Source organism: Gleimia sp. 6138-11-ORH1 (assembly GCF_024814355.1).
Lineage (GTDB): Bacteria > Actinomycetota > Actinomycetes > Actinomycetales > Actinomycetaceae > Gleimia.
In genome coordinates, this window is the sequence record NZ_JANUXV010000001.1 from 173,148 (window position 1) to 198,798 (window position 25,651).

General features: G+C 47.3%; 22 protein-coding genes. 18 read left to right on the forward strand and 4 right to left on the reverse strand.

Annotated features, from left to right (window positions below; genetic code table 11):
• The first annotated feature begins 630 nt into the window (after positions 1 to 630).
• The 14 genes from NXS08_RS00685 to galE all read left to right on the forward strand — a co-directional run bounded on the left by NXS08_RS00685 (position 631) and on the right by galE (position 17,205).
• The gene (locus tag NXS08_RS00685; RefSeq protein WP_259136186.1) at positions 631 to 1,623 is read left to right on the forward strand and encodes a radical SAM/SPASM domain-containing protein; all 993 of its coding nucleotides are present in this window, start codon (positions 631 to 633) and stop codon (positions 1,621 to 1,623) included.
• 126 nt (positions 1,624 to 1,749) lie between these two features.
• Positions 1,750 to 2,151 (forward strand): radical SAM protein, encoded by a 402-nt coding sequence (locus NXS08_RS07380; RefSeq protein WP_396232230.1) that lies wholly within the window; start codon positions 1,750 to 1,752, stop codon positions 2,149 to 2,151.
• A 29-nt stretch (positions 2,152 to 2,180) separates the two neighbouring features.
• Complete coding sequence (locus tag NXS08_RS00690) at positions 2,181 to 2,774, forward strand: SPASM domain-containing protein (protein ID WP_259136187.1); 594 nt, start codon at positions 2,181 to 2,183, stop codon at positions 2,772 to 2,774.
• Between the two features lie 450 nt (positions 2,775 to 3,224).
• Positions 3,225 to 3,422: a hypothetical protein gene (locus NXS08_RS00695; RefSeq protein WP_259136189.1), complete on the forward strand. Its 198-nt coding sequence runs from the start codon at positions 3,225 to 3,227 to the stop codon at positions 3,420 to 3,422.
• A gap of 75 nt (positions 3,423 to 3,497) precedes the next feature.
• On the forward strand, positions 3,498 to 4,427 hold the full coding sequence (locus tag NXS08_RS00700) for an ABC transporter ATP-binding protein (RefSeq protein WP_259136191.1): 930 nt from the start codon (positions 3,498 to 3,500) through the stop codon (positions 4,425 to 4,427).
• A 74-nt stretch (positions 4,428 to 4,501) separates the two neighbouring features.
• Positions 4,502 to 5,167, forward strand: coding sequence for a hypothetical protein (locus NXS08_RS00705; protein ID WP_259136192.1), 666 nt, complete (start codon positions 4,502 to 4,504; stop codon positions 5,165 to 5,167).
• Positions 5,164 to 5,919: an ABC transporter permease gene (locus tag NXS08_RS00710; RefSeq protein ID WP_259136193.1), complete on the forward strand. Its 756-nt coding sequence runs from the start codon at positions 5,164 to 5,166 to the stop codon at positions 5,917 to 5,919. The genes NXS08_RS00705 and NXS08_RS00710 overlap by 4 nt, the downstream gene beginning before the upstream one ends.
• 2,343 nt (positions 5,920 to 8,262) lie before the next feature.
• Positions 8,263 to 9,033, forward strand: coding sequence for a DUF6414 family protein (locus NXS08_RS00715; RefSeq protein WP_259136194.1), 771 nt, complete (start codon positions 8,263 to 8,265; stop codon positions 9,031 to 9,033).
• Entirely contained in the window at positions 9,023 to 10,195 is a 1,173-nt protein-coding gene (locus tag NXS08_RS00720) for an AAA family ATPase (protein ID WP_259136195.1), read from the forward strand. Before NXS08_RS00715 ends, NXS08_RS00720 begins: the two co-directional genes overlap by 11 nt.
• A complete protein-coding gene (locus NXS08_RS00725) occupies positions 10,192 to 12,003 on the forward strand; it encodes an ATP-dependent endonuclease (protein WP_259136197.1) in 1,812 nt (603 codons plus the stop codon). Before NXS08_RS00720 ends, NXS08_RS00725 begins: the two co-directional genes overlap by 4 nt.
• A 5-nt stretch (positions 12,004 to 12,008) precedes the next feature.
• Positions 12,009 to 13,724, forward strand: a complete 1,716-nt coding sequence (locus NXS08_RS00730) for a UvrD-helicase domain-containing protein (RefSeq protein ID WP_259136199.1) — start codon at positions 12,009 to 12,011, stop codon at positions 13,722 to 13,724.
• Positions 13,725 to 14,464: 740 nt separating this feature from the next.
• Positions 14,465 to 15,580: a 5-(carboxyamino)imidazole ribonucleotide synthase gene (locus tag NXS08_RS00735; protein WP_259136200.1), complete on the forward strand. Its 1,116-nt coding sequence runs from the start codon at positions 14,465 to 14,467 to the stop codon at positions 15,578 to 15,580.
• Positions 15,581 to 15,643: 63 nt separating this feature from the next.
• Entirely contained in the window at positions 15,644 to 16,147 is a 504-nt protein-coding gene (gene purE, locus NXS08_RS00740; protein ID WP_259136201.1) for a 5-(carboxyamino)imidazole ribonucleotide mutase, read from the forward strand.
• A 71-nt stretch (positions 16,148 to 16,218) separates the two neighbouring features.
• The gene (gene galE, locus NXS08_RS00745) at positions 16,219 to 17,205 is read left to right on the forward strand and encodes a UDP-glucose 4-epimerase GalE (RefSeq protein WP_259136202.1); all 987 of its coding nucleotides are present in this window, start codon (positions 16,219 to 16,221) and stop codon (positions 17,203 to 17,205) included.
• Positions 17,206 to 17,279: 74 nt separating this feature from the next.
• On the opposite strand, the gene NXS08_RS00750 is transcribed toward galE, so the two are convergent.
• Genes NXS08_RS00750 through NXS08_RS00765 form a run of 4 tightly spaced genes read right to left on the reverse strand, consistent with a single transcriptional unit; the run spans position 17,280 to position 21,358 of the window.
• Positions 17,280 to 18,908 (reverse strand): LCP family protein, encoded by a 1,629-nt coding sequence (locus tag NXS08_RS00750; RefSeq protein WP_259136204.1) that lies wholly within the window; start codon positions 18,906 to 18,908, stop codon positions 17,280 to 17,282.
• Positions 18,909 to 18,968: 60 nt separating this feature from the next.
• Positions 18,969 to 20,249 (reverse strand): LCP family protein, encoded by a 1,281-nt coding sequence (locus NXS08_RS00755; RefSeq protein ID WP_259136206.1) that lies wholly within the window; start codon positions 20,247 to 20,249, stop codon positions 18,969 to 18,971.
• A gap of 12 nt (positions 20,250 to 20,261) precedes the next feature.
• Positions 20,262 to 20,651: a DUF2304 domain-containing protein gene (locus NXS08_RS00760; protein WP_259136207.1), complete on the reverse strand. Its 390-nt coding sequence runs from the start codon at positions 20,649 to 20,651 to the stop codon at positions 20,262 to 20,264.
• A gap of 5 nt (positions 20,652 to 20,656) precedes the next feature.
• Complete coding sequence (locus NXS08_RS00765) at positions 20,657 to 21,358, reverse strand: glycosyltransferase family 2 protein (protein WP_259136208.1); 702 nt, start codon at positions 21,356 to 21,358, stop codon at positions 20,657 to 20,659.
• Between the two features lie 156 nt (positions 21,359 to 21,514).
• Between NXS08_RS00765 and NXS08_RS00770 the strand changes: the two genes are divergently transcribed.
• From NXS08_RS00770 to NXS08_RS00785, 4 genes are all read left to right on the forward strand, one after another.
• On the forward strand, positions 21,515 to 22,117 hold the full coding sequence (locus tag NXS08_RS00770; RefSeq protein WP_259136210.1) for an N-acetyltransferase: 603 nt from the start codon (positions 21,515 to 21,517) through the stop codon (positions 22,115 to 22,117).
• Positions 22,117 to 23,220: a DegT/DnrJ/EryC1/StrS aminotransferase family protein gene (locus NXS08_RS00775; protein ID WP_259136213.1), complete on the forward strand. Its 1,104-nt coding sequence runs from the start codon at positions 22,117 to 22,119 to the stop codon at positions 23,218 to 23,220. The genes NXS08_RS00770 and NXS08_RS00775 overlap by 1 nt, the downstream gene beginning before the upstream one ends.
• Positions 23,220 to 24,206 carry a Gfo/Idh/MocA family protein gene (locus NXS08_RS00780; RefSeq protein ID WP_259136214.1) on the forward strand — a complete coding sequence of 329 codons (987 nt, stop codon included), beginning with the start codon at positions 23,220 to 23,222 and terminating at the stop codon, positions 24,204 to 24,206. Before NXS08_RS00775 ends, NXS08_RS00780 begins: the two co-directional genes overlap by 1 nt.
• A 129-nt stretch (positions 24,207 to 24,335) precedes the next feature.
• A complete protein-coding gene (locus NXS08_RS00785; RefSeq protein WP_259136215.1) occupies positions 24,336 to 25,622 on the forward strand; it encodes a lipopolysaccharide biosynthesis protein in 1,287 nt (428 codons plus the stop codon).
• Positions 25,623 to 25,651: the final 29 nt, after the last annotated feature.

The window sequence follows — 25,651 nt, forward strand, 5'->3', positions numbered from 1 at the left end:
TGAGGGATAAACCCCTTGAGGATCGTGTTTTCATTGGAAATACGCGGCCTTCAAGGGGGCTTCTTATTCTGTGGGCACTGTGTAGGTAGTTGTAGTTAATGGTTGGCAGGTCGCAAAAACTGTGATCAGGGGAGTTTTTTATCCGGGCTGACGTTATCCGCTAAAAAGTATGGGTAAGCGCTAAGTTGTTCTTTTTTGTGGCTTAAAAGTATTTTCGGTTCTTTTAAAGTTGTCCTTGATGTTACTAATGTTCGAAGTACATTTTGGATTTAGATTAAACTTTGAGGGGGCTAGCTTAAAGATTTAAGTGAAATGATTTTATGCCTCTTTTTCCTGGATTGAGATGGTGTAAAAATGTTCGATGAGTACAACTTGATATAACTTAGTGCAAGTTAAACTTAATGCGTTAATTGGGAGTGTAACGGGGCACTGTCGTTGTCTTCGGACGTGATAATGGCATACAATTCCCAAACGCAATCTGCATGGCTAAGGTAGCTGCTTTCTGGATTGAATATTCCGGTATCTAGATCGTTTTTCTCTGAAATTTTGAGGATAATCAGGGATGGTAGTACGAACTATGATGATGTCTGCGACAGAGGATCAATCGAAAAGTTAGTTGAGTGGGGAGTGTTGACTGAAGAACCGGCGTGTTTCACAAATGAACATTTACGAATTCCAAGAACAACTGTAGAACGAATGTCCGTAGAGCTAACTGCCAACTGCAATCTCAGATACCTTCACTGCTACGGAAATTTCTTACCTACAAGAACACAGGAACTTGATTTTGCTCGGCTACAAGAAACAATTTACAGTGCGAGGGAACTTGAAATTTGTCAAATAGATCTTACAGGCGGGGAGCCATTAATTTATTCGCACATTAATGAGATAATTGAATTAATTAGGAACGAAAAATTCATATATAGCATATTCACTAATCTTACGCATTTGCCTGAGAGTACATTTGATGTGCTTAGGTCGTATAAGCCTTCCGCTATTATTACTAGTCTAGAGTCCAGAGATTCAAGTATTCATGACAATTTCAGGAAAGGTCATCGAGCTTACGACAAGACAGTATCTAGCATCAAAAGATTGATTAAAGCGGGAATCAACGTGAAGGTTAACCTAGTCATCGGAGCTCATAACGTTCTCACATTCTCGGAAACCGTTTCATGGCTGTCGGATTTAGGCGTGCGGGAGATAGTGGTCGATACGTTACGAGTTGAAGGACGTGCGACGAAGAATCTTATGGCGCCGGATAAAATGATTCGAGAAATATTTAGGAGGCTTCCGAAACAGAAATCATGGCTAACTAGTCAGACCTACCCATGCGGAATTGCTTCTGAGATGGTTTACATCAGTTCAGCAGGGAAAATATTACTTTGTCCAAGTCTCAATCGTCCGCAATTTGAATTAGGGGATATCGCTCAGGGAGATTTTAATCTTGCTGATGCTGTTATGGACTTACCAATTCGCTTTTCAAGGTTTCATAAGAGCACTTGTCGCCCCCATTGTGCAATGTTTGACCGGTGCACGGGTGGTTGCCCCGCAAATTCATTTTTACAAGGACGCGATCCCTCGGGTCCGGATCTAGATGTATGTTCAAGGTACTTTGATCATGTATGAAGAACGTTTATTAGCACTTAATGAAAGAATTAGGGCGACTTCAGTTTCGCATCCAATTTTATCTCAAAGGGTGCAACCCTATCTTGATGCGCTTCATGTTGGAAAGCAGAGACTTGAAACCCAATTATGCATAGGTGGAACTTGACAAAATCATGTAACCTAACTTGCACATATTGTGCAGTGGGCGCTCGATTTGGTTCTACCATGCCGAATCAGAATGCTGTTAATAAACAGGTTCTGAAAAGGGATCTTGATCTCAACCCTATGTATGTGAGCCTCTTGGGCGGGGAGCCTACACTTACAGTTGAGCTTCCAGAGATTGTAGACACTTTATCTGAGGCAGGAATCTCTGTCGATATTACGACCAACAGGGCGAGAGTTAGTGATAGGCCAATTAAGTCACTAAGTAATGTGCGCCAATCTGACCTAAGCATAATGATTAGTTTAGATTTTTTGATAAGGACGTCAACGAATCTCGACGGTGAAAAGGTTCATTTTCAACTGCAACGCGAGCTGCGAAAAGATTAGCGGAGGCGGAAATACCTTTTAGCATTGGTATGACGATTTCTAAATCAAATCTTCATCATGTACTTGCAACATACATGTTTGCTGAAGAAATTGGCGCCAGCTTGTTTTGTTCTTGGTTTGTTATGCCGTCTGGAAGTGCAAGCAAGTGTGAGGCGACATTGCCTGATTCAATTTATATAGAGCAGGTACATAAGATTCTTGACCTTGCTGAGGAGAATTTTCTACCAGTTGGACGTATGGATTTAAGTTATGCGACTGTAAGAATTTTGAGTTCAAATCCGCAACTAGGAAAAATTGAAGGGTCTTCTGCCTTAGCAGAGGTAGCTTCAAAAGTCTCTTGTGAAGGGTGCCGCTATCGCACCTTGATTGATGAAAACGGCGATGTATTTCCATGCAACTTTCTCCAGTATGATGCATTTCGGATGGGCAATCTACTCTCAGATAATTGGGTAGACATATGGTACTCACGCCCGGCGCGGTTTAAAGCTTCGCTAACTCGAAGTAACAAGCCCAAGTATAAAGACTGCGAGGCTCAATTCTGCGACACAGGATGCTTTGGTGTTTCGTTTGCAAATTATCTTGAAACGGGTAAGTTGTTGCCGATGTGTGAGGTTTTGCAATGATATCCTTCATCAAAAATGATAGACCGAAGATGGATATAACTTGGGATATTAGACGAGCTCCTCTTTGCGATCTCGTTTCACTTATTAACCAGTCTTTTCGAATAGGTTTTATAAGATGTGCCGTCCACCTCAAGCCTGTTCCGTCCGTAGCAGAGGTAGAGAATCTTCTGAATGTAAAGTATTGGCATAATAAGAAGCCATCTGTGATTATCAAAAGTCAAGACGCATCCCCATGATTCCACGCAATAGAGGCGCATGAGAAAATATTATTTCTCACTGACATGCCTCCGGCCTTAGACATGAACTGTCAACTCGGAATTTTCTGAGTGAGCAATCTAGGTATAGGACGGCAAACAATGCACTCGAGGCCCAAATATCGAAAGCAGATGTTTCAGTAAATTTGTTTACTTTGCTCGACGAGTTTTCAGACGAATTTCAGAAAGGAGGTGAATGATGTTCACTCTACCAACGCGAGAATCGGACACGGTTCTAGATGATCTTATTGCGGAGACAATTGGGCTTCTCGATGCTGTTGCAGATGCCGAAGAGAACCCATTTGAAATTGAGAAGATCGATCTTGATCAATCGAAGCTGAAGGTCTTTAAAGGTACTTGTCACTGCAGCTTGAGTAGTCCAGGAACTACATAATCCTTATGTTTGATTGGAAGTGTTGGTGCCCCAAGCAAACATATAATTAGTCATATGCATATGAATGGAGTGGCTGTGAAGCCGATTATTAGGATAAAAAATCTTAGGAAAGAATTCGGGACTAGGGTTGCGCTTAAGATTGAAGATCTTACGATCATGCCTCATGAAACTGTTGCAATTATTGGTCCGAACGGCGCTGGGAAAACTACCTTTTTACGAATTGTCAGCAGTCTTTGGGTGCCGACGTTGGCAGAAACGCTTTGTGTAGCAGGAATAGATTTGTTGGAGAGCCACAGTAAGAAAGAGATGAAGCGATGGCGCTCTAAAATCGGTTTTGCTAGCAATAGTAATCAGCTCTTTGGAATGTTGACAGTACAAGAAAACCTGGAGTATGTTGCTCGGCTGTATTCTATTCCGAGGAAGCTCAGGAGTGACAGGATAAATGAGGTGCTTTCGCTTTGCGGAATTACCAATCGTGCCGATGATCAGGTTTGGAAGTTATCCACTGGTCTGAAGCAACGAGTGAACATCGCACGAGCGCTTATTACCCGTCCGCAAATTCTTTTTTTGGATGAGCCGACGACGGGGTTGGACCCTTTGGCTGCTGCAGACCTTTATGATGTGGTTCGGGGTCTTTCATATAACGGTACTAGCGTTATTATATGCACGCATTTGATGAGCGAAGTCGATGATTTATGTGATCGTGCCTTGTTTATGTCGCACGGTGAGTTAGTTGCCAATGGTTCTCCTGGCGAGCTTCGGAAAATGGCAGGTGACACGGTATATTCGCTCACTATATCGAGTGAAGAAATAGAGCGCGTGCGCTTAAGAGCGAAACAGATTCCAGGATGTCGATTGATCATACGGCAATCAAATCCAGTCACTGCGGATGTTTTGATTTACGGGGTTAAGGATCCAAGTGATATCGCAGACTTTGGAAATGCTTATTCGGCACGTAAACCGCTCCTTAGTGATACGTTCTTTCTTCTTGGTGGCAACGGATGATGAATGTACTAACTCATGCGAAATATAGTGCTGTTATAAATTCTAGATTGCCTAATATCTGGACTAAGCTCTTAGTGATAACGCCAATTATGGAAGTGTTGCCTTTGCTTCTCCTTGGGGCTACCTACCTAAATGCGGAGAGTCAGCGTCCGTATATTTACACAAATATGATCTGGTCTTTCTTTGCTGCGGTAGTCATTCAATGTCTTGTCTCGATCCAAGGTATTTCATCTGGTGGGCGATTGGATACGTTCCTTCAGTCAGAAGGAAATCTTATTTCGTGGTTACTCGGTTATGCTTTGGGTGTCTGTGGATTTTACCTAGTGTCTTCGCTGATTTCTACAGCCATATTGGGGATGTTCTTAGGTTTCCCAATAGTGGTAGGCAGGATGCTATTATTTGCTGTACTTTCTGTTCCGGTTACTCTTGGAATAGTTTGTTTTGTTTACGGTTTTGAGATTAGGTTTAATCGAACGTTTCATTTTATAAATCTCATACTTGATATTTTGCAGATTTTATCTTGTGTTCTTTGGCCGCTGGTAGCACTGAACGGACTTATTAAGATGGGATCATTGTTGTCACCATTTACGTACCTCAATGAATTTGTTCGTACGAATAGCTTTGAAGCTCTAGCGGTGTGTTTATTCGTCAGTGCATTGTTCGTGATGATTGGAATGGCTTGGGTAACGAGATCGACGACGAGATACCGGGAACGAGGAAAGATTGGAGGTGAACGATGAATACTGCGGTAGCATTTAAGTATCTGAAGACGCTTCGGAGAAATCCAATTGATACGTTCTCTATGGCGGTACGCCCGTTATTTTCCGTTACGCTTTTCGCTATATTCGCGTCGACGTATATTGAAGGTGATACCGGTGTTACTTTCATGGTGTTATCGGTTGCTCTGGTAAATATTATTATCAACTCTGTGCAAGGTTCTTGCTATGAAGCGCGTGATGATACTAGTGATTCAAGATCCGATATCATCATTCTTGCTCCGGGTGGATTTCATGGTTTTTCTGCTGCACAAGCAATTGTCCAGACTGCGTTTGCATCGGTTCAAAGTCTTGTCGTTTTGCTTGTTTCGGCACCGCTCTTAGAAATTCACTACAGTGGTTTTGCATTGAAGATCGTACTTACTGGGGTAGTGCTCCTCATTGTTACTAGCTATCTTTTGTCGTTGTTTCTAGTGAAAATTTCGATTTTGTATGATAATTTTCTAGCGGTTTCCTTCACGATTGTCGTGCTGGTTACGCTTGGCGGTGCGTTTTACCCGGTGGATGCTCTTCCTGACTGGGTGCGCACAATAGCTCTGCTAAATCCACTGACATATCTCATTGATTTGTGCAGAACACCGTTCATCGGTGGGCAGCCTTTAGTGAATTATTCTACGAGTGTGCTTGTCTGTGTAGGTTTCATTCTTCTGCTGGTTGCTGTGAATTTTGTGGTGAGGAGCCGCAGGTTCGATTTATCTAATAGGAGTCGTTTTTAGATTTCGAAGCAACGTTTCTATTGTTCGATTACCGGCTTACGGAATTTTGATCCTTGTATGAGTGAAATATGTTCTGCAGGGTTAAAGGTTTGTTATTGGGTGCCGTTACCTCTGGTTTGAAAAGACACATAGAGTATGTATGTACTGTTGATCCAAAGCATCGGGAACGGTTCGTGCGGCGATTCAATTTGGATGAGGACGAGGTATCTTCTTCAACGGGGTTCAGGGTTTCAGAGCAGATTTGCATGTCATGGAGATACATGGCGAGAAAGACATGAATTGTCCTGCAATATTAGGTGACGAGGTGGCAGGGCATTGTAGAAGACTTCAGAATCCTTCGGTACGTGTCTGGCTTCCTGGTGAAGGACATTACGCCTCGACTCCGGAAGACGTTGAGATGATTTTCAGTTCAACTCGAGACTTTCTAACTCGTGTGATGTTGCAGTTGCCGTATCAGAACGGATTCTGTTGTTGTTCAAGAATTAGTTTGGAGAGCTTCAATCATACGATGCTGTTATCAAGCGGTTCTTGACATACAGCTAGTATGAGGTCAAATCAGTGCAACATGCGGTTCCTATTTCTTAGATGACAGACTGTAATCGTGTGGTTTTATAACAGTAACGAAGTAATAGCTCCCACCTCGCAGTTCGGTGTACTCCCTTGGGTCTTGTAACCAAAGTTGAGTACAGGCAACATGAGGGGAAATGTCGAACTCTCGATTTCGAGCGTAGGTTCACACTTCCCCCGCTCTGTCCTCCGTTGATCAGCGCCGCTTCGAGGCCTTCATACTCGATGGGCAGGCGCTGTAGTGGAAGTATGAGGCGGTGACGATATCTTCGCGTTCGAGGAAGATCTTGTCCACGAAATACTCGAAGATCTGGTAGCAGGTGTGTCAATGGTTGCTTCTGCAATGCACCTGTAGAACACACCAATCGAAATCTCGTCCTCGAACAAGGTTTCCTTTATGTGTGTGGTTTGGATGGTAGTGTCAATGTCTCGCTTGTGTTTCTCTAGCGTGCGCATAGTCTCGTCGGATGTTGGGTGACAGCTGGAATGAGTAGTACACGGAGAATACGTCTGTCATCCTCTCCGTGAGCACAGAGCCGGGGCAGGGGAATGCCTTTTCGATGTGGTGAATCCGGCCGGTAGCTCTGATGGAATGCTTAGCAAACATTAGCTGAGTACACTCTCATGAGAGGCTATCGTTTTTCCACACGGTGACTTATTCGGGCTTGGTATTCGGCAACTTCATAGCGGCACCTGATATCCAGAGCGCTCAGTGTTCTCGTCAGTCTGTGCTGACAGTCTACACAGGGCAGTGAGTGTCGCATCTCCACTGACCAGTGACATCTCGGTTAGTCAGGTTGTGTCAGCTCTTGAGATGGTTTCAACGAGGTCGTTCCTAGATCTAAAAAACAGTGCAGTCGACCCGAGGGTACGTCTCGTGCTGGACGTGCAGGCATGGGTCGTTACATGACCACGAGACGCGGTTATGTATAGGTGCGCCGAACCTATACTCACTCGGTTCGCCCCCTTGTGATGTGGCTACGGTGCAGGGGAATGCCATCAGAGGAGGCATTGTCTGTTTCTCAAGTAGCTTGCCATTTTGCGACTTCCCTGTGCTCCCAAGAGATCGCTGGCGGGGGATGAAGGAAAGGAGTGTAAGAGGAAAAGACTCAGTTGTTAGTTACGCTCTCTCTTTCGGTCGGTATAATAGATAGCTCTGCGATCGTGATCGCGCTCCGCTTCGCCCCCTTCCTCACGCACTTGTTGTTGCGTGCCTCGGGGGTCTTAATACGCCTGCTCTATTTCGTTCCACAGGCTTACCCGGAGCAGCCCCAGGTCTTGTTACTACGCAGTACCCGTGAATCGATCCAGACTATCGTCTGTGCCATCGGCATCTTCGGTTTGGGTTAAACCAGAATCGCCTTTACCACATTCTTATTTTTGGGAGGTATAGTGAAAAATTTGAACGCATTAGAATAAAAATCCGGAGGTTTTATCATCGGAATTATTGTCTAGGATAATTCGAATTAACTGCATTTAACTAGCGGCGATGGAGGAGCGTCCATTCATTGCCAATTTGCGCTACAAAAAGTAATTTGACAACTTGGAGTTAATCAAGCAAAGTGGGTGCCTTCGATGCCGGTTGAGCTTTGGAATTTAATTATCCCTGGTGCTGGAGCATTTTCGGTGAGTTGTCATGAATTTGAATCAATCTTATGGAAAAATTGTGTTTTAATGTAACTTATTTAATTTCAGGCGATTACACGTGGTTACTAGTGTTAAAGAATAGGTGAAGATGTAAGGTGTTCATCTTCGCAGATTTGGAGAGGGACACAGATGAATGCTGCAACCAATGACCAAGGGAATCTGTCTCTCATAAAGATTGTCTATTTTGATGAGGAGTCGGCTTCGGACTTGCTGGATATCGTAGCGGGAGGTAAAGAGGCATCTTTGAGAGAGTCGTCCAAGGAACGGGTAAATGAGGTAGCGGCTGATGCAGATGCAAGGGCTGCCACAAAGTTCAACTGGCTACCATTTTTTGGAGGCTCGGTAGAGGCTGGCGCTGCTGCAAGTGTATCGGCGGTCGGGCGTAGCATCCTAAATAAAACCCTATCGAACACTATTCTTACCGACTACCTTAGAAAGTGTTGTGATCTGAATGGTATTGAGAAGTTAACAGGGCTGACGGTAACTGCGCCCCTTGACTCGGCAGCATTCATGAAGATGTTTACGCCGTACCTCGCGATCCTCAAAATCAATGAGTTACCCCTCAATCTGGCTGAGTTAGATAGTGCGTTAATGTCGGCGAAAGGGTACTACGAACTTATCGGGCAGGATAAAAACGGCAAAAAACGAATCCTAAGATTTAATATTCAAGCTTTTAGAAACAACTATGGACTTGTTGATCTCGGACGTATGCATCTTGTATTCCATGGAATACGCGTAGGTAAGGGTTCAGAGTCTAGCCTTACAATGGAGGCTGAGATGAAACCCAATACCGCTTCAAGAGTCACCGCTTTGGAAGTGGTCGACGGTATCCCGACGGAAGAAAGCACATTTCTGGACGTATATGACATCGTTTTAGCAGGGGTTGAATATGGAGAGTGATACGAAGGTTAGCATCTACTTCGGACCTCATTCTTGGTTTGAGAAACAACTTGGGAAAGAAAAACGACATTATCTTCTTGACACAGTCAACGACTATGACGAAGCCAAACGTCGTATCAGACACACCATCGAAGGGCAAGAGAGTACTGAGATTATGACGCCAACGCCACGGTCAGACTGCCTTATTGTGATGTCCAGTGACTATGCGAGTCTCCAGGAGCATGCCATCACTAACTTTATCGGTCTTATTAGGCAAATAAATCCAAAACATCTGATTCTTAACAACCCGCCTAAGATGATTTACGCTCAATTAGTTAGAGCGCATAACCCGGCGGTTGAGTTCTATACTTACCCAGCCGTTACGCGTGATACCTTAATCAAATTCCGCGACGGTTTTTCGCAGCATCTCGTGGGTCAGCAGAAGGTTCGAGAACAGATGCTGGCTGCTCTGTACCCACTTACTAAAGAAGGGCGCACGCGACCGATCGTTCTCATGTTCTATGGCCCATCAGGTGTCGGCAAAACCGAGACCGCTAAGTTCATCAATGGACTTCTTGGTGGAGAATTACTTCGTAAGCAGTTCTCGATGTTTCATAGCGATAAATTCGCATCTTACGTCTTTGGAGGCACACATTCTGAGAGCTCATTCGCGCGAGATTTGCTTGATCGTTCCTCAGGAGTGATCTTAATTGACGAATTTGATAAGGCCAACCTAGTCTTTCATAGAGCATTCTATGAGATCTTTGATCAGGGTATCTTCGAAGATAAGAACTATCGAGTTAAGATTGGTCCAACGCTGATTATCTGTACGTCAAACTATGGCTCGGAAGACGAGATACGTTTAGCACTTGGAGACGCGTTATACTCGCGTTTCGATGCACTCATCCGATTTGAGCCCCTTTCTCCTGACGAGATCAGGCAAGTTATAAATCGAATGGTTGACAATCATGTAGACAATCTCTCTGCCGATGAACAGGCAATTCTTGAAAGAGACGAGATTAAGTCAAAGTTTGATGCGCACACGGGAAGGTATGGTAATGTCCGAGAGCTTGGAAAACTTGTAGAAGAGGTAATTTCGGTATACTTGGTCCGTGCAATGCTGACCGAGGTAACTACCTGCAACAACCCTGTGCTCCTGAAAAATGAGGAGAGTGCTAAATGAGAGTCAGACAGCTCGAGATCGATAACTTCCGTGGAATTACTAAAGGACGCATAGTATTCCAGCCGCACACCCTGTTGGTTGGCGGGAACAACATCGGGAAGTCCACAGTGTGTGAGGCACTCGAACTGGTCTTGGGACCAGAGCGACTTCGTCGGTATCCCATCATCAATGAGCATGACTTCTCTCATGGCACCTATCTTGGTAGTGAGGATAAACCGTGTGAGATTCGAATCCGTGTCGTTCTGAATGATCTTTCAGATGAACAACAACGTAGGTTCTTCCAGCACCTTCGGCGTTGGAACGATGAGAAGCTCTCATTCGTTGATGAAAAAGCTGACAGTCTCCAAAATGCTGATGACAAAAGAGTCGTCTGGGCACTACCTGTCATCTTTATCGGACGCTACGACCAAGATGAAGACGATTTTATCGGAGGTACTTTCTTTGAGCATCCCTTGCGAGAATCTGACGACCTAGGTGAAGAGATGCGTTCAACGTTGGGATCTGGGCTCACTGTATTTAGCCGTGCACACAAGCGGCTCTGTGGATTCATTTTCCTTCGAGATTTGCGAACTGGGACCCGTGCACTCAGCCTGCATCGTGGTTCGTTGCTTGATACCATTCTCCGCCTAGGGGGGGAGGGCACTGCTGACATGTGGCGTGAGACGCTTGAGGCGCTGCAAGGTCTTGATCCTGCTATCGGAGAGATTGAACAACTTAGGGTCATCCGCGAGAAAATGCGAGAGCGCCTTGGAAAATTCGTCCATCTAGCTCGAGGTGAGGAATCTATGTCTTTCTTCGCCTCGGATCTAACGCGTGAGAACCTACGCGAGGTTGTACAGCTTTTTATCGCGACGAAACCGAGTAACTATGCGGTTCCGTTCACCAAGCAAGGGGCCGGCTCAATCAATCTTTTAGTGTTCACATTACTTACAATAATAGCGGACCGTAAGGAAGGGCAATCTGTTATTTTCGTGATGGAAGAACCGGAGATTGCGCTTCCTCCGCACATTCAACGGCGCATAACGAAATATGTGCTTCAACGGATGGGGCAGTCGATCGTCACCTCCCACTCCCCATATGTCATCGAGCAGTTCTACCCAGAAAATGTAGTTATCCTCGCGCGTGACGGGAATACTTTCTCTGGCAAACCTATCGATACCAAGATAGTCAAGGCGAAGACCTACCGCACGCAGCGCCGTCAGTTTGCTGAGGCAATCTTGAGTCGTGCTGTCTTTGTACTTGAAGGGCAAACGGAGATGGTAGCCGTACAGGCAGTGTCATCGGCGCTTGAACGGTTCCGCGATGATTACTCACACGTCGACCTCGCTGGAGTCACTCTTTTCAACGCGGGTAACGACAGAGAAGTGTCAAAGTATGCGCCGATTTTCAAGGCTCTTGGAAAAAAGGTCTATGGCATGCGTGACAAGTTTAATGCCCCTGAAAAAGGGGGCGCTTTGGTGGAAGAAAAGTCGTTCGAGGAGCTCTGGGTATCGCCGGAGAAGGGTATTGAGAAGATCCTGGTGAATCAGGTTCCGGTTCATGTGTTACGGAGCTTTCTGGAGGAAGTCGTTCAGCGTGATGACTATCCAAACAACTACAAATATGAAGCTGGTAAGGTTTCCGATGATGAGTTGGCTGATTTGGCGTTGGAAGTATTGAAGGCTCGTAAAGGCGATGCATACGGCTTTGGATATACCGGAATACTCATTGATCAGTGTCAGAGCGAGGATGAGCTACCCGCCTTTATTAGAGACGCACTCCTGTCTATCAATGAGCAACTCAATGATGAGATCGAACTCGAGGAATGAACTCTGTGGAAATACAGCTTTCCGAGACTGCTCAGCAAGCCCTGGCGCAGGATTGCCCCGTGTTGGTGATTGGTGGTCCAGGCTCGGGCAAGACGACATTGTCGCTCCTGAAAGCTCAAGCGATGCTCCCCGCCTTGCAATCTGGTCAAGAGATTCTCTTCCTGAGTTTCTCGCGGGCTGCCGTACGACAGGTCGAGATTCGTTGTCTTGATATCTTAGACTCCAAGGAACGCGAGCAGATTGCCGTCTGTACTTACCATGCATTTGCAATGGACATCCTGCTAGCCCACGGCCGCCTTCTCACTGGACGTCCTCCGAACATTATTTATCCAGTAGAAGAGAAGCTCGCAAAGGCGGCTTTCGATGGCGACTGGAGCACCGAAGTGAGACGCCTCGCATGTGATGAAAGTCGCTACGTGTTCAGTCAATTCGCGACCGCCGCTGCTCAGCTCGTTGTTGGTAGTGAGTCGATTGCGTCTCTGCTCGCTGACAAGTACCCTGTGATCATCCTGGATGAATTTCAGGACACCGACGATTCGCAGTGGAAACTGGTCAAAGCGATGTCTTTACGATCGAAGACAGTGTTCATGGCTGATCCAGATCAGCGGATCTTCGATTATGATGAGCGTGTGGATCCACGGCGCCTAGATCATCTACGTGCGCACCTTAGGCCCGCAGAATTCGACCTTAGCACTGAGAACCATCGAAGCCCTGGTACCGGAATCTTGCAGTTCGCTAATGCGGTGTTGCAGAACCATCCTCTCCCGAAAATTAAGGAAGTCAACACTATACTTTACCAGCGAAAAGCATTTGACAGCACCGTCTACAAAAGTGTTCTCAGGACACTTAATTCGCTCCGCAAAGCGGGCATCGCCGATCCGTCCGTCGTTGTACTTGCAAGAACGAACGAGCTGGTTGGGAAGATTTCTGCGATTCTCGGGAGCGAGCACAAGATCAATGGTCGAGTAATCAGTCCCATAGAACACGATGTGCTTTGGGATGCCGACTTAAGTGCATCGGCTGCCTTGGTAGTAGCCTCAGTTTTGGAATGGTCGAACTACTCGAAGGAGGTTGCACTAGGTCAGACTTTCGACCGCATCGGGGACTACTTCGATGTCAAGAACGCCATAAAATCAACCAAGACGACTCGACAAAAGAGCGAGCATTACCGAAGGGCTGCTGATTGTGCTCGCAAAGGTAAAAAGCAATGGTTGAAGAGCGCCAAATATCTTGCTGCCTTGTACGACAGCGGGTTGGCACTTAGTGGAGATCCTACTCAGGATTGGCTTAACGCACGTGATTTACTCAATGTAGGGAAAGACTTGTCGGATCTATATGCAAAAGCTATGTTTATCCGATTGTTCCGCGCCACCGATGAAATCGGAAGTCGGCTTTCCCGCGTATGGGATCTTCACGGTAGTTACAAGGATGCCATCAACCACGTACGTCGTGCGCTTGAAGTAAGCAAACTTCAATCTGACCAACGTGTCCCTCACGGCTGTGTCCTTATGACCATACACAAGGCTAAGGGCAAGGAATTTGACGGTGTCGTATTGGTTGAAGGGGAGTATAAGGGGGCCTTCTTTCGTAATACCGATACTAAGACACAGTGCGAAGCTACTCGGCGACTACTACGAGTCGGTATAACCCGTGCGCGTTACCAGGTTACGATTGTTCGTCCGAAAGATGCTCCCGCGCTTTTTTCTCAAACAAGTATGTAGGTTTTGGATGATTTGTGGTTTCCTTAGAGAAAGTCATGCCTTGTAGACTCTCCCATAAGAGGAGATAGGTTTAGCGGTGGATATCCCGATCCTCAAAGTGCTGATGTTGGCCGGTTCTTTGACGTATAGGTATATTATCAGCCGGACTGTAATGGTTAGCTTCTAGAGCCGCAATCTAACTGAACTTGAGAGTGTTAGGATCGCAAAATACTCATGCGTTAAGAGTGTGTAGGAAGCTGAGCGCATCAACCAAAAATTCGATATCTGGGTAGAAGGATAGCGCGTTAAGTTGACCTTGCTATTAACTCTCGAGGCTTACTCACAATGGCTTTTTCTTTAGAATTGTTTTTTAGAGTTCTAGAGTTTCTGGAGTAGCTGTAAACTGTGAAACACGTGTATGCCCTAAGAGTAAGTGGGTAGCAAAAAGAGTTCGACACGTCCCCCTTGGGCTCCACCAATACTGCAGATCCGTTCGGATCGGCAAGTGAGTTGAAAGTCAGGTTACTTTCATAGAAGCCGTACAGCTTCGACGCAGGTTAGTTCCGAGGTGGATCGTTAAACGATCCCTCTTAGCCTATCAATCGCGGTATTTCCGTGATCTCGGAGCTGAGCTTTAATCGCGCTATAACTGACTATCAGCAAACTCGACGTCGTCTACGGCCAGGCAGTGTTGAATACACTAAGTTTCACCAGTTGATAAGTGCGGACTTAATGAAACCTCGCCAGTTAGAATATGGGGTATGAGCCCAGTTGTAGCAGTAATCGGTGGGGGACAGTTAGCGCGTATGATGGCTCCACCTGCCACCAACCTCAATATCACTCTCAGAGCTTTAGTGGAAAGCCCGCAGGCGGCAGCCGCGCAAGTAATCCCCACTTCAACTATTGGTACTCCCAGTGACCTGCCGATCATAGAACAGCTTGTTTCAGGGGCGGATGTCCTTACTTTTGAACACGAGCATATCCCCGCTGAAGTACTTGCCCGCTTAGAAAAAATTCTTCCCATTCACCCGCGTCCGGCCGCGTTGATTTATGCGCAAGATAAACTTTTAATGCGGCAAAAACTCACTGAGATTGGCATTAAAGTGCCCCGCTGGCAAAAAGCAGTTTCCTTGGCCGAGGTCGAAAAATTCGCCCTCGAAATTGGGACGCCGTTTATCGCGAAAACCCCGCGGGGAGGCTACGACGGCAAAGGTGTGAAAGTAGTCCACCACGCAACAGAACTAACTGACTGGTTACAGTTAGGGCCGGTGCTTTTAGAAGAAAAAATTCCTTTCACACGGGAACTTTCCCAACTAGTTGCTCGTTCATCTACCGGAGAGTTCAAGGCCTGGCCCTTGGTAGAGAGCATTCAACAGAACGGGGTGTGCTGGCAGGTAATTGCCCCAGCCCCACGCACAACCCCAGAAGTGGCAGAAAAAGCAAGCCAAATGGCGCTAAAGATTGCCACAGAATTAAACGTAACCGGAGTATTAGCCGTAGAACTATTTGAAACAACAGGCGGTGAACTTTACGTTAATGAACTGGCTATGCGTCCACATAACTCCGGGCACTGGACTCAGGACGGTTCCGCCACCAGTCAATTTGAACAGCATTTGCGCGCCGTCCTCGGGCTTCCTTTAGGAGAAACAGATATGCTTCCCGGCGTGTGGGTAATGCAAAACCTACTGGGCAGTAACTACCCGCAAGCCGCTGCTGCCAGCGGGGAAGTAATGCACGAAATCCCCCAAGCCAGAATCCACCTTTACGGGAAAGAAGTCCGCCCAGGCCGCAAGCTCGGTCACGTAAACGTCCCCGCAGACGAAGTATCTCAAGCACAAAAACTAGCTAATCGCGCAATCGAAATTCTCCACGGATAAACCGCGAAAACCGAACGTAACAGACTACAGGCAACCACGATTCTAATCACCCAGGAGGAAATAATGGCAAAAGTAGGCATAGTAATGGGCTCTGACTCAGACTGGCCAGTAATGCAAGCAGCCGGCGCAGCCCTAACGGAATTTGGAATCGAATACGAAGTAGGGGTAGTCTCTGCCCACCGTATGCCCGAAGAAATGATCGAATACGGAAAAACTGCTCACCAAAAAGGTATCTCGGTAATTATCGCCGGAGCCGGGGGTGCAGCCCACCTACCCGGAATGCTCGCCGCAGTTACCCCCCTACCTGTCATTGGGGTTCCCGTTCCCCTCAAATACTTAGACGGAATGGACTCACTACTATCTATCGTGCAAATGCCAGCCGGTGTTCCAGTTGCCACCGTCTCTATTGGCGGAGCCCGCAACGCGGGACTACTCGCCGCCCGCATCCTGAGTACAGGAACCGATGAAAAAGCACAGCAACTGCAGGAAAAAATCCTTGAATTCCAAGCTAACCTGAAACAGCTTGCCTATGAAAAAGGAAAGGCGCTGAAAGAGAGAACCTTTTAGATTATAGTTTTCTAATCTAAAAACATAGCCTTTTATGTGAATGAGCAATCTAAATGAGGTAGGCTAAAGCCATGAACATTATGGTAATTGGTGGCGCCGGATATATCGGCGCCCATGTTGTAAGACTACTGCAAGAACGCGGCGATAAAGTACTGGTTGTAGATGACCTTTCTTACGGTACGGCAGAGCGCATTGGTAACTCAGAACTACTGGTATGTGACGTTGCAGCTACGGAAAACATTACGCCTTTGGCAGAAGCAATGAAAACCCACGAAATTAACGCGGTGATTCACTTCGCCGCCCGTAAACAAGTGGGTGAATCAGTTGCTAAACCAGCCTGGTACTGGCAGCAAAACGTAGGCGGATTAGCCAACGTGATGCTGGCAATGGAAGAAGCCGGCGTAAAACAAATGATCTTCTCATCTTCGGCTGCAGTTTACGGAATGCCCACGGTTGAGGTAGTTAGTGAAGACATTGAAAAGCAACCAATTAACCCCTATGGCGCTACTAAGCTAATCGGTGAATGGATGATGGCTGACTGCGAACGCGCTTGGGGACTACGTTGGGTAGGGCTGCGTTACTTCAACGTAGCTGGATCCGGCTGGGACGACCTGGGCGATCCTGCAACTCTAAACCTAATCCCGATGATCTTTGACCGCCTGGCTAAAGGTGAAAACCCAAAGATTTTTGGTACCGACTATCCAACTCCAGACGGAACTTGTATCCGCGACTACATTCACGTATACGACTTGGCTGTTGCCCACGTTGCCGCCTTGGATAAACTGGCTTCCGGTGAAGAAATGCGTTACCACCAGTACAACGTAGGAACTGGAAAAGGTACTTCTGTTAAGGAAATCGTTGACGCAGTTCGAGTTTCAACTGGGATTGATTTCGTGGCAGATGAAGAAGCTCGCCGCGCCGGTGACCCGCCACAGTTAATCGGTGATGCTGCTCGTATCCAAGAAGATTTGGGGTGGGAAGCAAAGTACGGTGTGAAAGAAATTGTTGATTCCGCTTGGAGTGCTTGGCAAGCTGGCCCGCGCCGGATTGAACGTTGAACGCTTAGTCTGAGGGCTTTTAGCTAGTAAGGTGGTGGGCAGGAACCTTAGTTCCTGCCCACCACCTTATACTTTTAAGGAGCTTGTACGAAGTCTTCTTTTGTCAGCGTCCCAGAAGCAACTTTACGGAAAAACTCATCAACCTTTTGCGGATCGAGTAAAACCGAACTACCGGCATACGTCTGGTAGTCTATATTCGCAATTGGCGGAGTCCCCGTGAAACCAGACTTATGGGCATCTTGGAAGTATTTCGCCAAGTAAGCGATTTCCCAGGACTTAGTCTCAGGATCGGTGGTAAGTGAGGAAGCGCCGGCGCTGACAATCCGTTTGATGCGTGTTGGGGAAGTGTAGGTTTCGCGTGAGAAAATCTTTTGGCTCACTGCGCTAACTACTTCTCTTTGACGCTTAGCACGCCCAATATCGCCCTCGGGATCTGCATACCGCATCCGGGCAAATGCCAACGCAGTTTTTCCATCAACCTTATGGCACCCAGCTTCCCAATTGAGCTGGGAAAATTCGTCAGCAACATCGTAGTCTAAGCACAGTTCCACGCCTTCAACCGCATCAACGGTATTCATCACGCCATCCATGCCAACTTCCACATAGTGATCAACTGTGATTCCCGTTAGCTCTTCAACTGTTTGCACTAACAGTGCTGGGCCGCCGTATGCGTAGGCTGAGTTAATTTTCCCTTCGCCCTGTCCGGGGATTTTGACGAAGGAATCACGCGGAATGGAAATTAAAGAGACTTGCCCATTATCCGCCCGATGTAACAGCATAATAGTATCTGTTCGTTTTCCCTCAGTATCATCCTTAAAATCAACGTTGTCACGCGAATCAGAGCCAGCGATCAAATAGGTGGTGCCGGCTGTGTTGGGGGCACCTGAGAGAGCCTGAGTGTGCTTTAAACTGTCATCTGCAAGAGACCATAAAGAATACACCCATAATCCGGCAATAAGGGATAGGACAACTGGCAAAACTAGAAGCGAAATCAAAGTTATCTTAAGCGGTGAAAAAGACTGTTTTCTGCGTGGTTTTGCAGTTGGTTGAGAGGTGGGAGCGCCGGGGGTGGGCGGGCGCATAGTTCCCGCCCGTCTACCGCTGCCCGCTTGACCGGGGGCGGGGCGAAGCCCAGCAGAATGGGGGCGTGGTGAGGACGTAGCCGGGGCGTTCCCAGAGGGGGTGATAGAGCGCCGTGGCGGGATCACCGGGGGGTGAGTGGGGCTACTCGGGGGTTGCGAAGCTACGTTTCCGCCGACTTGTTCCCGCAGTCGAGCAGTTCGCGCGGCTGCTTGGCGGGCTGAGAGTTCTTCTCTGCTGATTTCTGGCTGCGGAGAGTGGGACGAGCGCCGGTTTTCAGGTGTGGTTGCGCGTTGAGCGTGCGACTGGGGGGATTGTGGCCGGTGCTGTCCCTGCATACGGCTTTGGGATTGTGCGCGTCTTTGAGCCTGTGCGCGACTTTGGGGAGCAAATGAAGGTGGGGGAGTTTCCCGAGGGCGCTGCGTAGATGCTCCAGCGGAATCTGCTGTTACAGGTGGTTTACGCCTGCCGGTAGAACTACTATGGCTAGGAGATTTTCCGGACGAAGTGTGACCGGACGCGGGATTAGGTCTGCCAACAGAGCTAGGCCGACCCGTGCCACTGGGTTTACGTGGATTTTGCGGAGGAATGGCAGGTGGAAAAGATGGTGGTAAATCGGTCATAGTCGCTCCTGCCTATTAGAAGAAAATCCATTTAAATTTTATGTAATTCCCCGTATTAGTTCACTCATTGGGATCTTGGAAGTTCTCAAGATCATTCTCATTATTAGGAGAGGTTTCCTTAGATCCAGTTTTTGCCTGGGGATCTTCAACGATTGTGACTTTCCCATTCAGATCGCGAATTTCAGTTCCGACGGGGAAAGGCTTATCAAGTTTAATAGATTCCCAGAAATCTGGAGCTAACTCAGAGGGTATCACACGGTTCGGGTCATGAGGGGCTTCTCCCCACGGCATGGTGGCAAACTGAATACCTGAGTTCGGAATCGAATTGAGAGAGTAGGCTAACCCAGTGGCGTTACTTAAAGAAGCTAACTGTGGGGAGGCTTTTACTGCTTGAATACCTTCTTTAACGAAGCTGTATAGCTTTGGAAAATCAGTAATAATATTCTTTTGCTTAGCGGTGTGCAGAATACGGCCCACTAACTCCTGTTGGCGTCCCATTCTACCAATATCCCCAGTAGGGTCATCAGGGAGCGAACGGGTCCGAGCGTACGCCAAAGCATCAAAACCGTTTAGCTTGTGGCAGCCAGCTTTAATATCCAAAGCAGAGAGGGGATCGTAAAGATCCTTATCAAAGCACATATCTACCCCGCCTAAAGCGTCGATGATAGATTGGAAGCCATTGAAATCAATGATGACAAACTCATCAATTTCAATTCCTGTCAGCTCTTCCATAGTATTTTTCACGCAGGCAATACCGGGAGCTAAATTCTTTGGATCACCTGAAGAACCCGTCCCTAAAGCCCAGTTGAATTGCGCGTAAAAAGGGGCAGAATAGGTGCCGTCAATTAAACGACACGCTGGTATAGTCACTAAAGTATCTCGGGGAATCGAAACCATTTGTAGGCGGGTTCGGTCTGCCGAAATATGCATTAAGAAGTTAGTGTCGTTAAGCAAACCCTCATCTTCACCAAAATTTCGGTTTCCCTCACCATGGCGAGAGTCAATGCCTAAAACCATGATATTAACTGCCCGGCCATCATAGTTATCTACCGGTGGTTTTTGGTCAGAATCCGGAGAAAAATCAGCGATGCTGAGGCTGCTATTTGAAATTGACTTATATAGGTCGATGAAAATAAAAGCAGTTGCACTGGTCCCGAATAGAAAGAGCGCTAAAGCAGATAATTTAATAATCTGTGCTTTTAACGTAGGAAGTTTTTTAATCGCAGCATGGCGAATTTTATCGCTTTGCACATGAGCGAAGTTTCGCTTACCAATCCGCGGTACACCGCGTTTACGGTAGCGCTGCAACCATGTAGGAAGATCGTCGAAGTTACGTTGCATGATGGGAATCTTCTAGTCTTCTTTAGACAGCTCTTGTTTCGACTTATGGGTCACACCATTTAAGGCGATATTACGAGCCAGCTTAGTAAGTTTTCGTTCAGTTGCCGAATCACGACGATAAGACGTAGCTAAAGTTGAAAAGAAAGCAATCGTCAAACCGTAAAGCAACAGGTCAGCTCCACGCCCAATCCCAACAAACTGCGCCACTTGAGTTACGAACCCGGGATTTAAAGCAGAGAAAACGGCGATAAAAATGAAAAGTAGCATTGCCAGTCGTCTAAACGCCAGGTGGGAAGCAGACTGAACAGGTTTCAAAATCGCGTATGCTAAAGCAACCAAAGAAACCACAAGTAGGGCTTTAATAAGCCATTGAGAACCGGTTAATAAAACAAGCGTCATCATAATCTCTATTTCATAATCAGTTCGGTAAGAATATTTACACCATTAAGCAAAGACTGACCCTTGGCACGTGAATAAGCGGTGTAGACAATGTGCACGGGAATTTCTTTCCACTTTGCACCACTTTTTAAGAGTTGATCAACTAATTCAGAGGCGTGAGCCATTCTGTTTTGAGTGATCTCAATATTTTGCGCCACATCTTTGCGTAGCAGGCGTAAACCATTATGGGCGTCAGTAAGTACCTGCCCCGTACGAATCCGCGTAATATAGGCAACTGTCTGCAATACCAGGCGTTTAAGGGTGCCAGTTTCTGCTTTTCCGTTTAAGAAGCGTGATCCCAGGACGAACCCTAAATCTTCAGCTTCAGCAGTACGGAGCATTTCTAAGGCGTCCTCGACCCGGTGCTGACCATCCGAATCGAAAGTAATCAGATACTTGCCATCTGTTTTCTTTAAAACGAAATCAATCCCGGTTTGTAAAGCCGCGCCCTGCCCCAAATTAATCGGGTGAGTTGCCAGCCAAGCGCCGGCGGCAAGGGCTTTCTCGCCAGAGTTATCCTCAGAGCCATCATCAACACAGATTACGTTAGGGAAGGTGCGGCGTACCTCAGTGAGCACGTCAAAAATCACTTCCCCCTCGTTATAAAGCGGGATTACTAGCCAGGTTTTCTTTAAAATACCAGTTAGGTCAGAATGTGCACTGCTGTCCATATAATCTATTTTCGCTGAAAAGTCCTATTTTTGGATAGCGGAAAGGTGCTAGTGTTTTGTTTGAGGTTTAAATCACGCAGTCGCGTCATCTTAAACAGACCGGTCTACAAGGCGTAAACTTAAGTTATCTAGTTTGAGCAAAGCAAAGGAGTGCGAATGCCTCGTATCGTAGATAGTGCCGAAGTCTCACCGCAAGCACAGGTGGGATCCGGTAGCTCCATTTGGCATCTGGCACAAGTACGTGAAGACGCAGTAATCGGTGAAAACTGTATCGTTGGACGCGGTGCCTATATTGGTACCGGTGTGAAAATGGGCGATAACTGCAAAGTACAAAACTACGCTCTGGTCTATGAGCCAGCAGTTTTAGAAGACGGCGTATTTATCGGCCCCGCGGTAGTTTTAACTAACGATCATTACCCGCGTGCAATCAACGCTGACGGGACATTGAAATCTGCTCACGATTGGCAGCCAGTGGGGGTAACTATCCGTAAAGGGGCCGCCATTGGCGCACGCGCTACCTGTGTGGCACCAGTAACCATCGGCGCATGGGCAACCGTAGCTGCCGGAGCTGTAGTTGTAAAAAACGTTCCAGATTTTGCGCTGGTCGCCGGAGTTCCAGCCCGCCAAATCGGTTGGGTAGGGCATTCTGGTGTGAAACTTGAAAAGGTCGCCGGTACCGAAAACCGCTATGCGTGCCCAGTCAGTGGTCGCATTTATGAAGAAATCAGTGAAACTGAACTTAGAGAGGTAGAAAACTAATGACTCGCGAATTCATCCCCGCCGCTAAACCTATTATCGGCGAAGAAGAAGTTGAAGCAGTCTCTGCCGTATTGCGCTCTGGAATGGTAGCGCAAGGACCACAGGTAAAGGCTTTCGAAGAAGAGTTTACAGCGCAGCTGGCTCCACAAACCCACTCCATCGCAGTAAACTCAGGAACCTCCGCACTGCACATCGGTATGTTAGCAGCAGGTATTGGAGCTGGCGATGAAGTTATCGTCCCATCCTTTACTTTCGCAGCTACCGGAAACTCAGTCGGTCTTTCTGGTGCCACCCCAGTTTTTGCTGACATTGAACTGGACCACTTCTGCTTAGACCCTAAATCCGTAGAAGCTGCCATTACCGATAAGACCAAAGCAATCATGCCAGTGCACCTCTACGGACATCCAGCTAACATGACTGCCCTACAGGAAATCGCAGACCGCCACGGACTAATGTTATTCGAGGACGCCGCCCAGGCTCACGGAGCCTCCCTAAATGGCAAAATGGTAGGTACTTTCGGTACTTTCGCAGCATTTTCTTTCTATCCAACTAAGAATATGACCGCTGGTGAAGGTGGCATGATCACCACCGGTGACGCAACGGTAGCACGTAACTGTCAGCTATACCGTAACCAGGGGATGGAAATCCGCTACCAGAATGAAGTAATCGGCTTGAACAACCGTATGACCGATATTCACGCGGCGATTGGTCGCGTCCAGCTCACCAAGGTAGGAGGCTGGACTGAAGCTCGCCAAGCAAACGCAAAGTTCTTAGATGAAAACCTTGAAGGCGTAATTATTCCTCCAGTAGCCGACGGAGCAACCCACGTCTACCACCAGTACACTATCCGCGTGGTGGACACTGACCGCGATCGTTTCATGCAGGCACTGCAGGAAGAATGGCAGGTAGGCTCCGGCGTTTACTACCCAATTCCTAACCACCGCCTACCATCTTTGGCGCATTTCGCTCCCGGTTTGGATCTGCCAGTAACCGAGGTCGCTGCCCAGCAGGTAGTTTCCCTCCCCGTGCACCCATCTTTGTCTCAGGCAGATTTGGAACGCGTGGTAGAAGCTGTTAATGCTTGTGCTAAGGCAGGTGCCTAATGACTGATTTACGAGTAGGTGTCCTGGGAATTGGTTCAATGGGCCGTCACCACGTGCGCAATGTGCGTGAAACTGATGGTCTGGATCTAGTGGCGGTAGCCGATCCTGGCGGCGATAAGTTTGGTGTGGCAGGGGACTTAGAAGTTCTCCCCGACGTGGAATCACTAATCTCTGCTGGAATCGACGCTGCAGTTGTTGCAGTACCCACTATCTACCACGTGGAAGCTGCTTTGAAACTAGCTGAAGCTGGCGTACACACCCTGGTAGAAAAACCACTGGCAGCTACTTTGGAACAGGGTACTGCGATGGTTGAAGCATTCGAAAATGCCGGTGTAATCGGTGCAGTGGGTTACGTTGAACGTTGTAATCCTGCACTATTGGAAATGCGCCGCCTGATTTCAGAAGGTTTCTTAGGTGACATTTACCAGGTAGTGACTCGCCGGCAGTCCCCGTTCCCAGCGCGTATCTCTGACGTGGGTGTGGTTAAGGACTTAGCCACCCACGACGTGGATTTAGCAGCTTGGGTTGCTGGCTCTGAATACGAGACTATCTTCGCGCAGACCGCTTTTAGATCCGGACGCGAATATGAAGATATGGTTACTGCCTCAGGTCGTTTCAAAAATGGCGTGCTGGTTAGCCACCTGGTTAATTGGCTGACGCCATTTAAAGAACGCATGACTGTGGTTACGGGCGAACGTGGTGCGCTGGTAGCTGACACTGCGATGAGTGACCTGACTTTCTACGCAAATGGTACTTTCCCGATTGAATGGGACCAGATCGCTGCTTTCCGTGGCGTTTCCGAAGGGGAGGTTAAGCGCTTTGCTCTGCAAAAGCGCGAACCGCTGCGGGTGGAACACGAACATTTCCGAGACGCTATTTTGGGCGTGGGAGCTGCACACGTTTCTATGCGCGAGGGCTTGCAAACCATGCACGTGATTGAAGGCATGTTGGAATCTGCTAAGACGGGTCAGGCTGTTACATTCTGATTTTTTCTCAGCATAAAATTTCCCGAGGGCGCCGGTAGAACGAAAAGTTCTGCCGGCGCTTTCAAATCGGTTTACTGCTTTTGCAGGGTTTGTTGGGCGAATAACCTAAAAAACAGTAAACTAGAAAACGTGAAGATAGCAGACTTAAAGGCAAAAATACACGCCCTAAACCAATCCTCTCCTTTTTTGAAACACATCCTTACCCTGGTGTCAGGAACAGCTGGAGCACAGGTAGTTGTTTTCTTCATGATGATGATCATCACCCGCCTGTTCACTAAAGAAACTTTAGGAGAACTGGGGTTATATAACTCAATAGTCGCTGCGGTAGTTCTGATTGCCGCAGGACGTTATGATCTGGCGGTAATGTTAGAAAAAGATGAAGCTGACGCAAAACAAGTTTTTAAACTTGGATTTAGCTTAGTCATTGGATTTTCCCTTACAGCCACTGCTGTTGCCTGGCTTTTACAAGATACAGCCAGAGAATATTATTCAGAAGCGGTAGCCACCTGGATCCCCCTGGTTGGAGTAACCGTATTCTTCCTAGCGGGAGCCACACTTTTACAGTTTTGGTACAACCGCAAAAGCGACTATAAGACTATCGCGATAAACCGCGTCCAACAACAAATTGGCGCAAATGGGGGACAGGTTCTCTCTGGCCTCGCCGGACAAACCGGGCTTTTTGGCCTCTGGGTAGGACAAACCCTTGGACAAGCCTTCGCATTTTTTAACCTGGGAATCAGAGCAAAAGACCTGCGGACAATCGACACTTCCAATGCTGCTAGTCTACTGAGCTTTGCGAAAAAACACTGGAGAATGCCGATCCTTAACGGCCCGAATGCTTTTATAGATGCGTTAAGAAACCTGGGTATCCCTATCTTGATTGGAGCGGTATCGTTAGGATCCTTAGGCGAATATAAGGTGGCAGAAGCAGTAGTGATGATCCCCGTAGGACTTTTTACAGGGGCAATCAGCCAAGTTTTCTTCCAAAAGCTTTCAATGGTTCCTCGCGGGGAAATGGTCCGTGAAATATCTCGGGCAATTAAAGGTGCGTTCCTCATAGGAATCATCCCATTCGCCGGCCTATATCTTATAGCTCCTTGGCTAATCCCAATCCTATTTGGCGTCCAGTTCACCCAATCAGGGTACTTTGTGCAAGCACTCATACCGTGGCTGTTTATGACGCTGATGACTTCACCGATTTCAAATATGTTCGTAGTCACCGATTCTCAAAGCTGGCTTTTAGGATTCGCCATTATTTACACTACAGTTCCACTTACCTGGCTTTATTTTTCACCGCTGCCGCTTTTACCCACCGTTTATATCCTGGGAGCAATTATGGCAGTTTGCCTGATTGGAATGCTTCTTTTAGCTCTCTTAGCAGCCCGCAAATACGACCGCCGAAAGAAAACCGCCTAAATAGGAGAAATTTTTGCTTGATCGCAAAG

Excerpts from the sequence above, each read along its gene's own strand:
- purE (WP_259136201.1), top strand. The coding sequence starts at position 15,644 with ATGGCAAAAGTAGGCATAGTAATGGGCTCTGACTCAGACTGGCCAGTA.
- NXS08_RS00690 (WP_259136187.1), top strand. The coding sequence starts at position 2,181 with ATGACGATTTCTAAATCAAATCTTCATCATGTACTTGCAACATACATG.
- NXS08_RS00775 (WP_259136213.1), top strand. The coding sequence starts at position 22,117 with ATGACTCGCGAATTCATCCCCGCCGCTAAACCTATTATCGGCGAAGAA.
- NXS08_RS00710 (WP_259136193.1), top strand. The coding sequence starts at position 5,164 with ATGAATACTGCGGTAGCATTTAAGTATCTGAAGACGCTTCGGAGAAAT.
- NXS08_RS00765 (WP_259136208.1), bottom strand. The coding sequence starts at position 21,358 with ATGGACAGCAGTGCACATTCTGACCTAACTGGTATTTTAAAGAAAACC.
- NXS08_RS00755 (WP_259136206.1), bottom strand. The coding sequence starts at position 20,249 with ATGCAACGTAACTTCGACGATCTTCCTACATGGTTGCAGCGCTACCGT.
- NXS08_RS00695 (WP_259136189.1), top strand. The coding sequence starts at position 3,225 with ATGATGTTCACTCTACCAACGCGAGAATCGGACACGGTTCTAGATGAT.
- NXS08_RS07380 (WP_396232230.1), top strand. The coding sequence starts at position 1,750 with ATGCATAGGTGGAACTTGACAAAATCATGTAACCTAACTTGCACATAT.
- NXS08_RS00750 (WP_259136204.1), bottom strand. The coding sequence starts at position 18,908 with ATGACCGATTTACCACCATCTTTTCCACCTGCCATTCCTCCGCAAAAT.
- NXS08_RS00725 (WP_259136197.1), top strand. The coding sequence starts at position 10,192 with ATGAGAGTCAGACAGCTCGAGATCGATAACTTCCGTGGAATTACTAAA.
- NXS08_RS00770 (WP_259136210.1), top strand. The coding sequence starts at position 21,515 with ATGCCTCGTATCGTAGATAGTGCCGAAGTCTCACCGCAAGCACAGGTG.
- NXS08_RS00780 (WP_259136214.1), top strand. The coding sequence starts at position 23,220 with ATGACTGATTTACGAGTAGGTGTCCTGGGAATTGGTTCAATGGGCCGT.
- NXS08_RS00760 (WP_259136207.1), bottom strand. The coding sequence starts at position 20,651 with ATGATGACGCTTGTTTTATTAACCGGTTCTCAATGGCTTATTAAAGCC.
- NXS08_RS00720 (WP_259136195.1), top strand. The coding sequence starts at position 9,023 with ATGGAGAGTGATACGAAGGTTAGCATCTACTTCGGACCTCATTCTTGG.
- NXS08_RS00715 (WP_259136194.1), top strand. The coding sequence starts at position 8,263 with ATGAATGCTGCAACCAATGACCAAGGGAATCTGTCTCTCATAAAGATT.
- galE (WP_259136202.1), top strand. The coding sequence starts at position 16,219 with ATGAACATTATGGTAATTGGTGGCGCCGGATATATCGGCGCCCATGTT.
- NXS08_RS00735 (WP_259136200.1), top strand. The coding sequence starts at position 14,465 with ATGAGCCCAGTTGTAGCAGTAATCGGTGGGGGACAGTTAGCGCGTATG.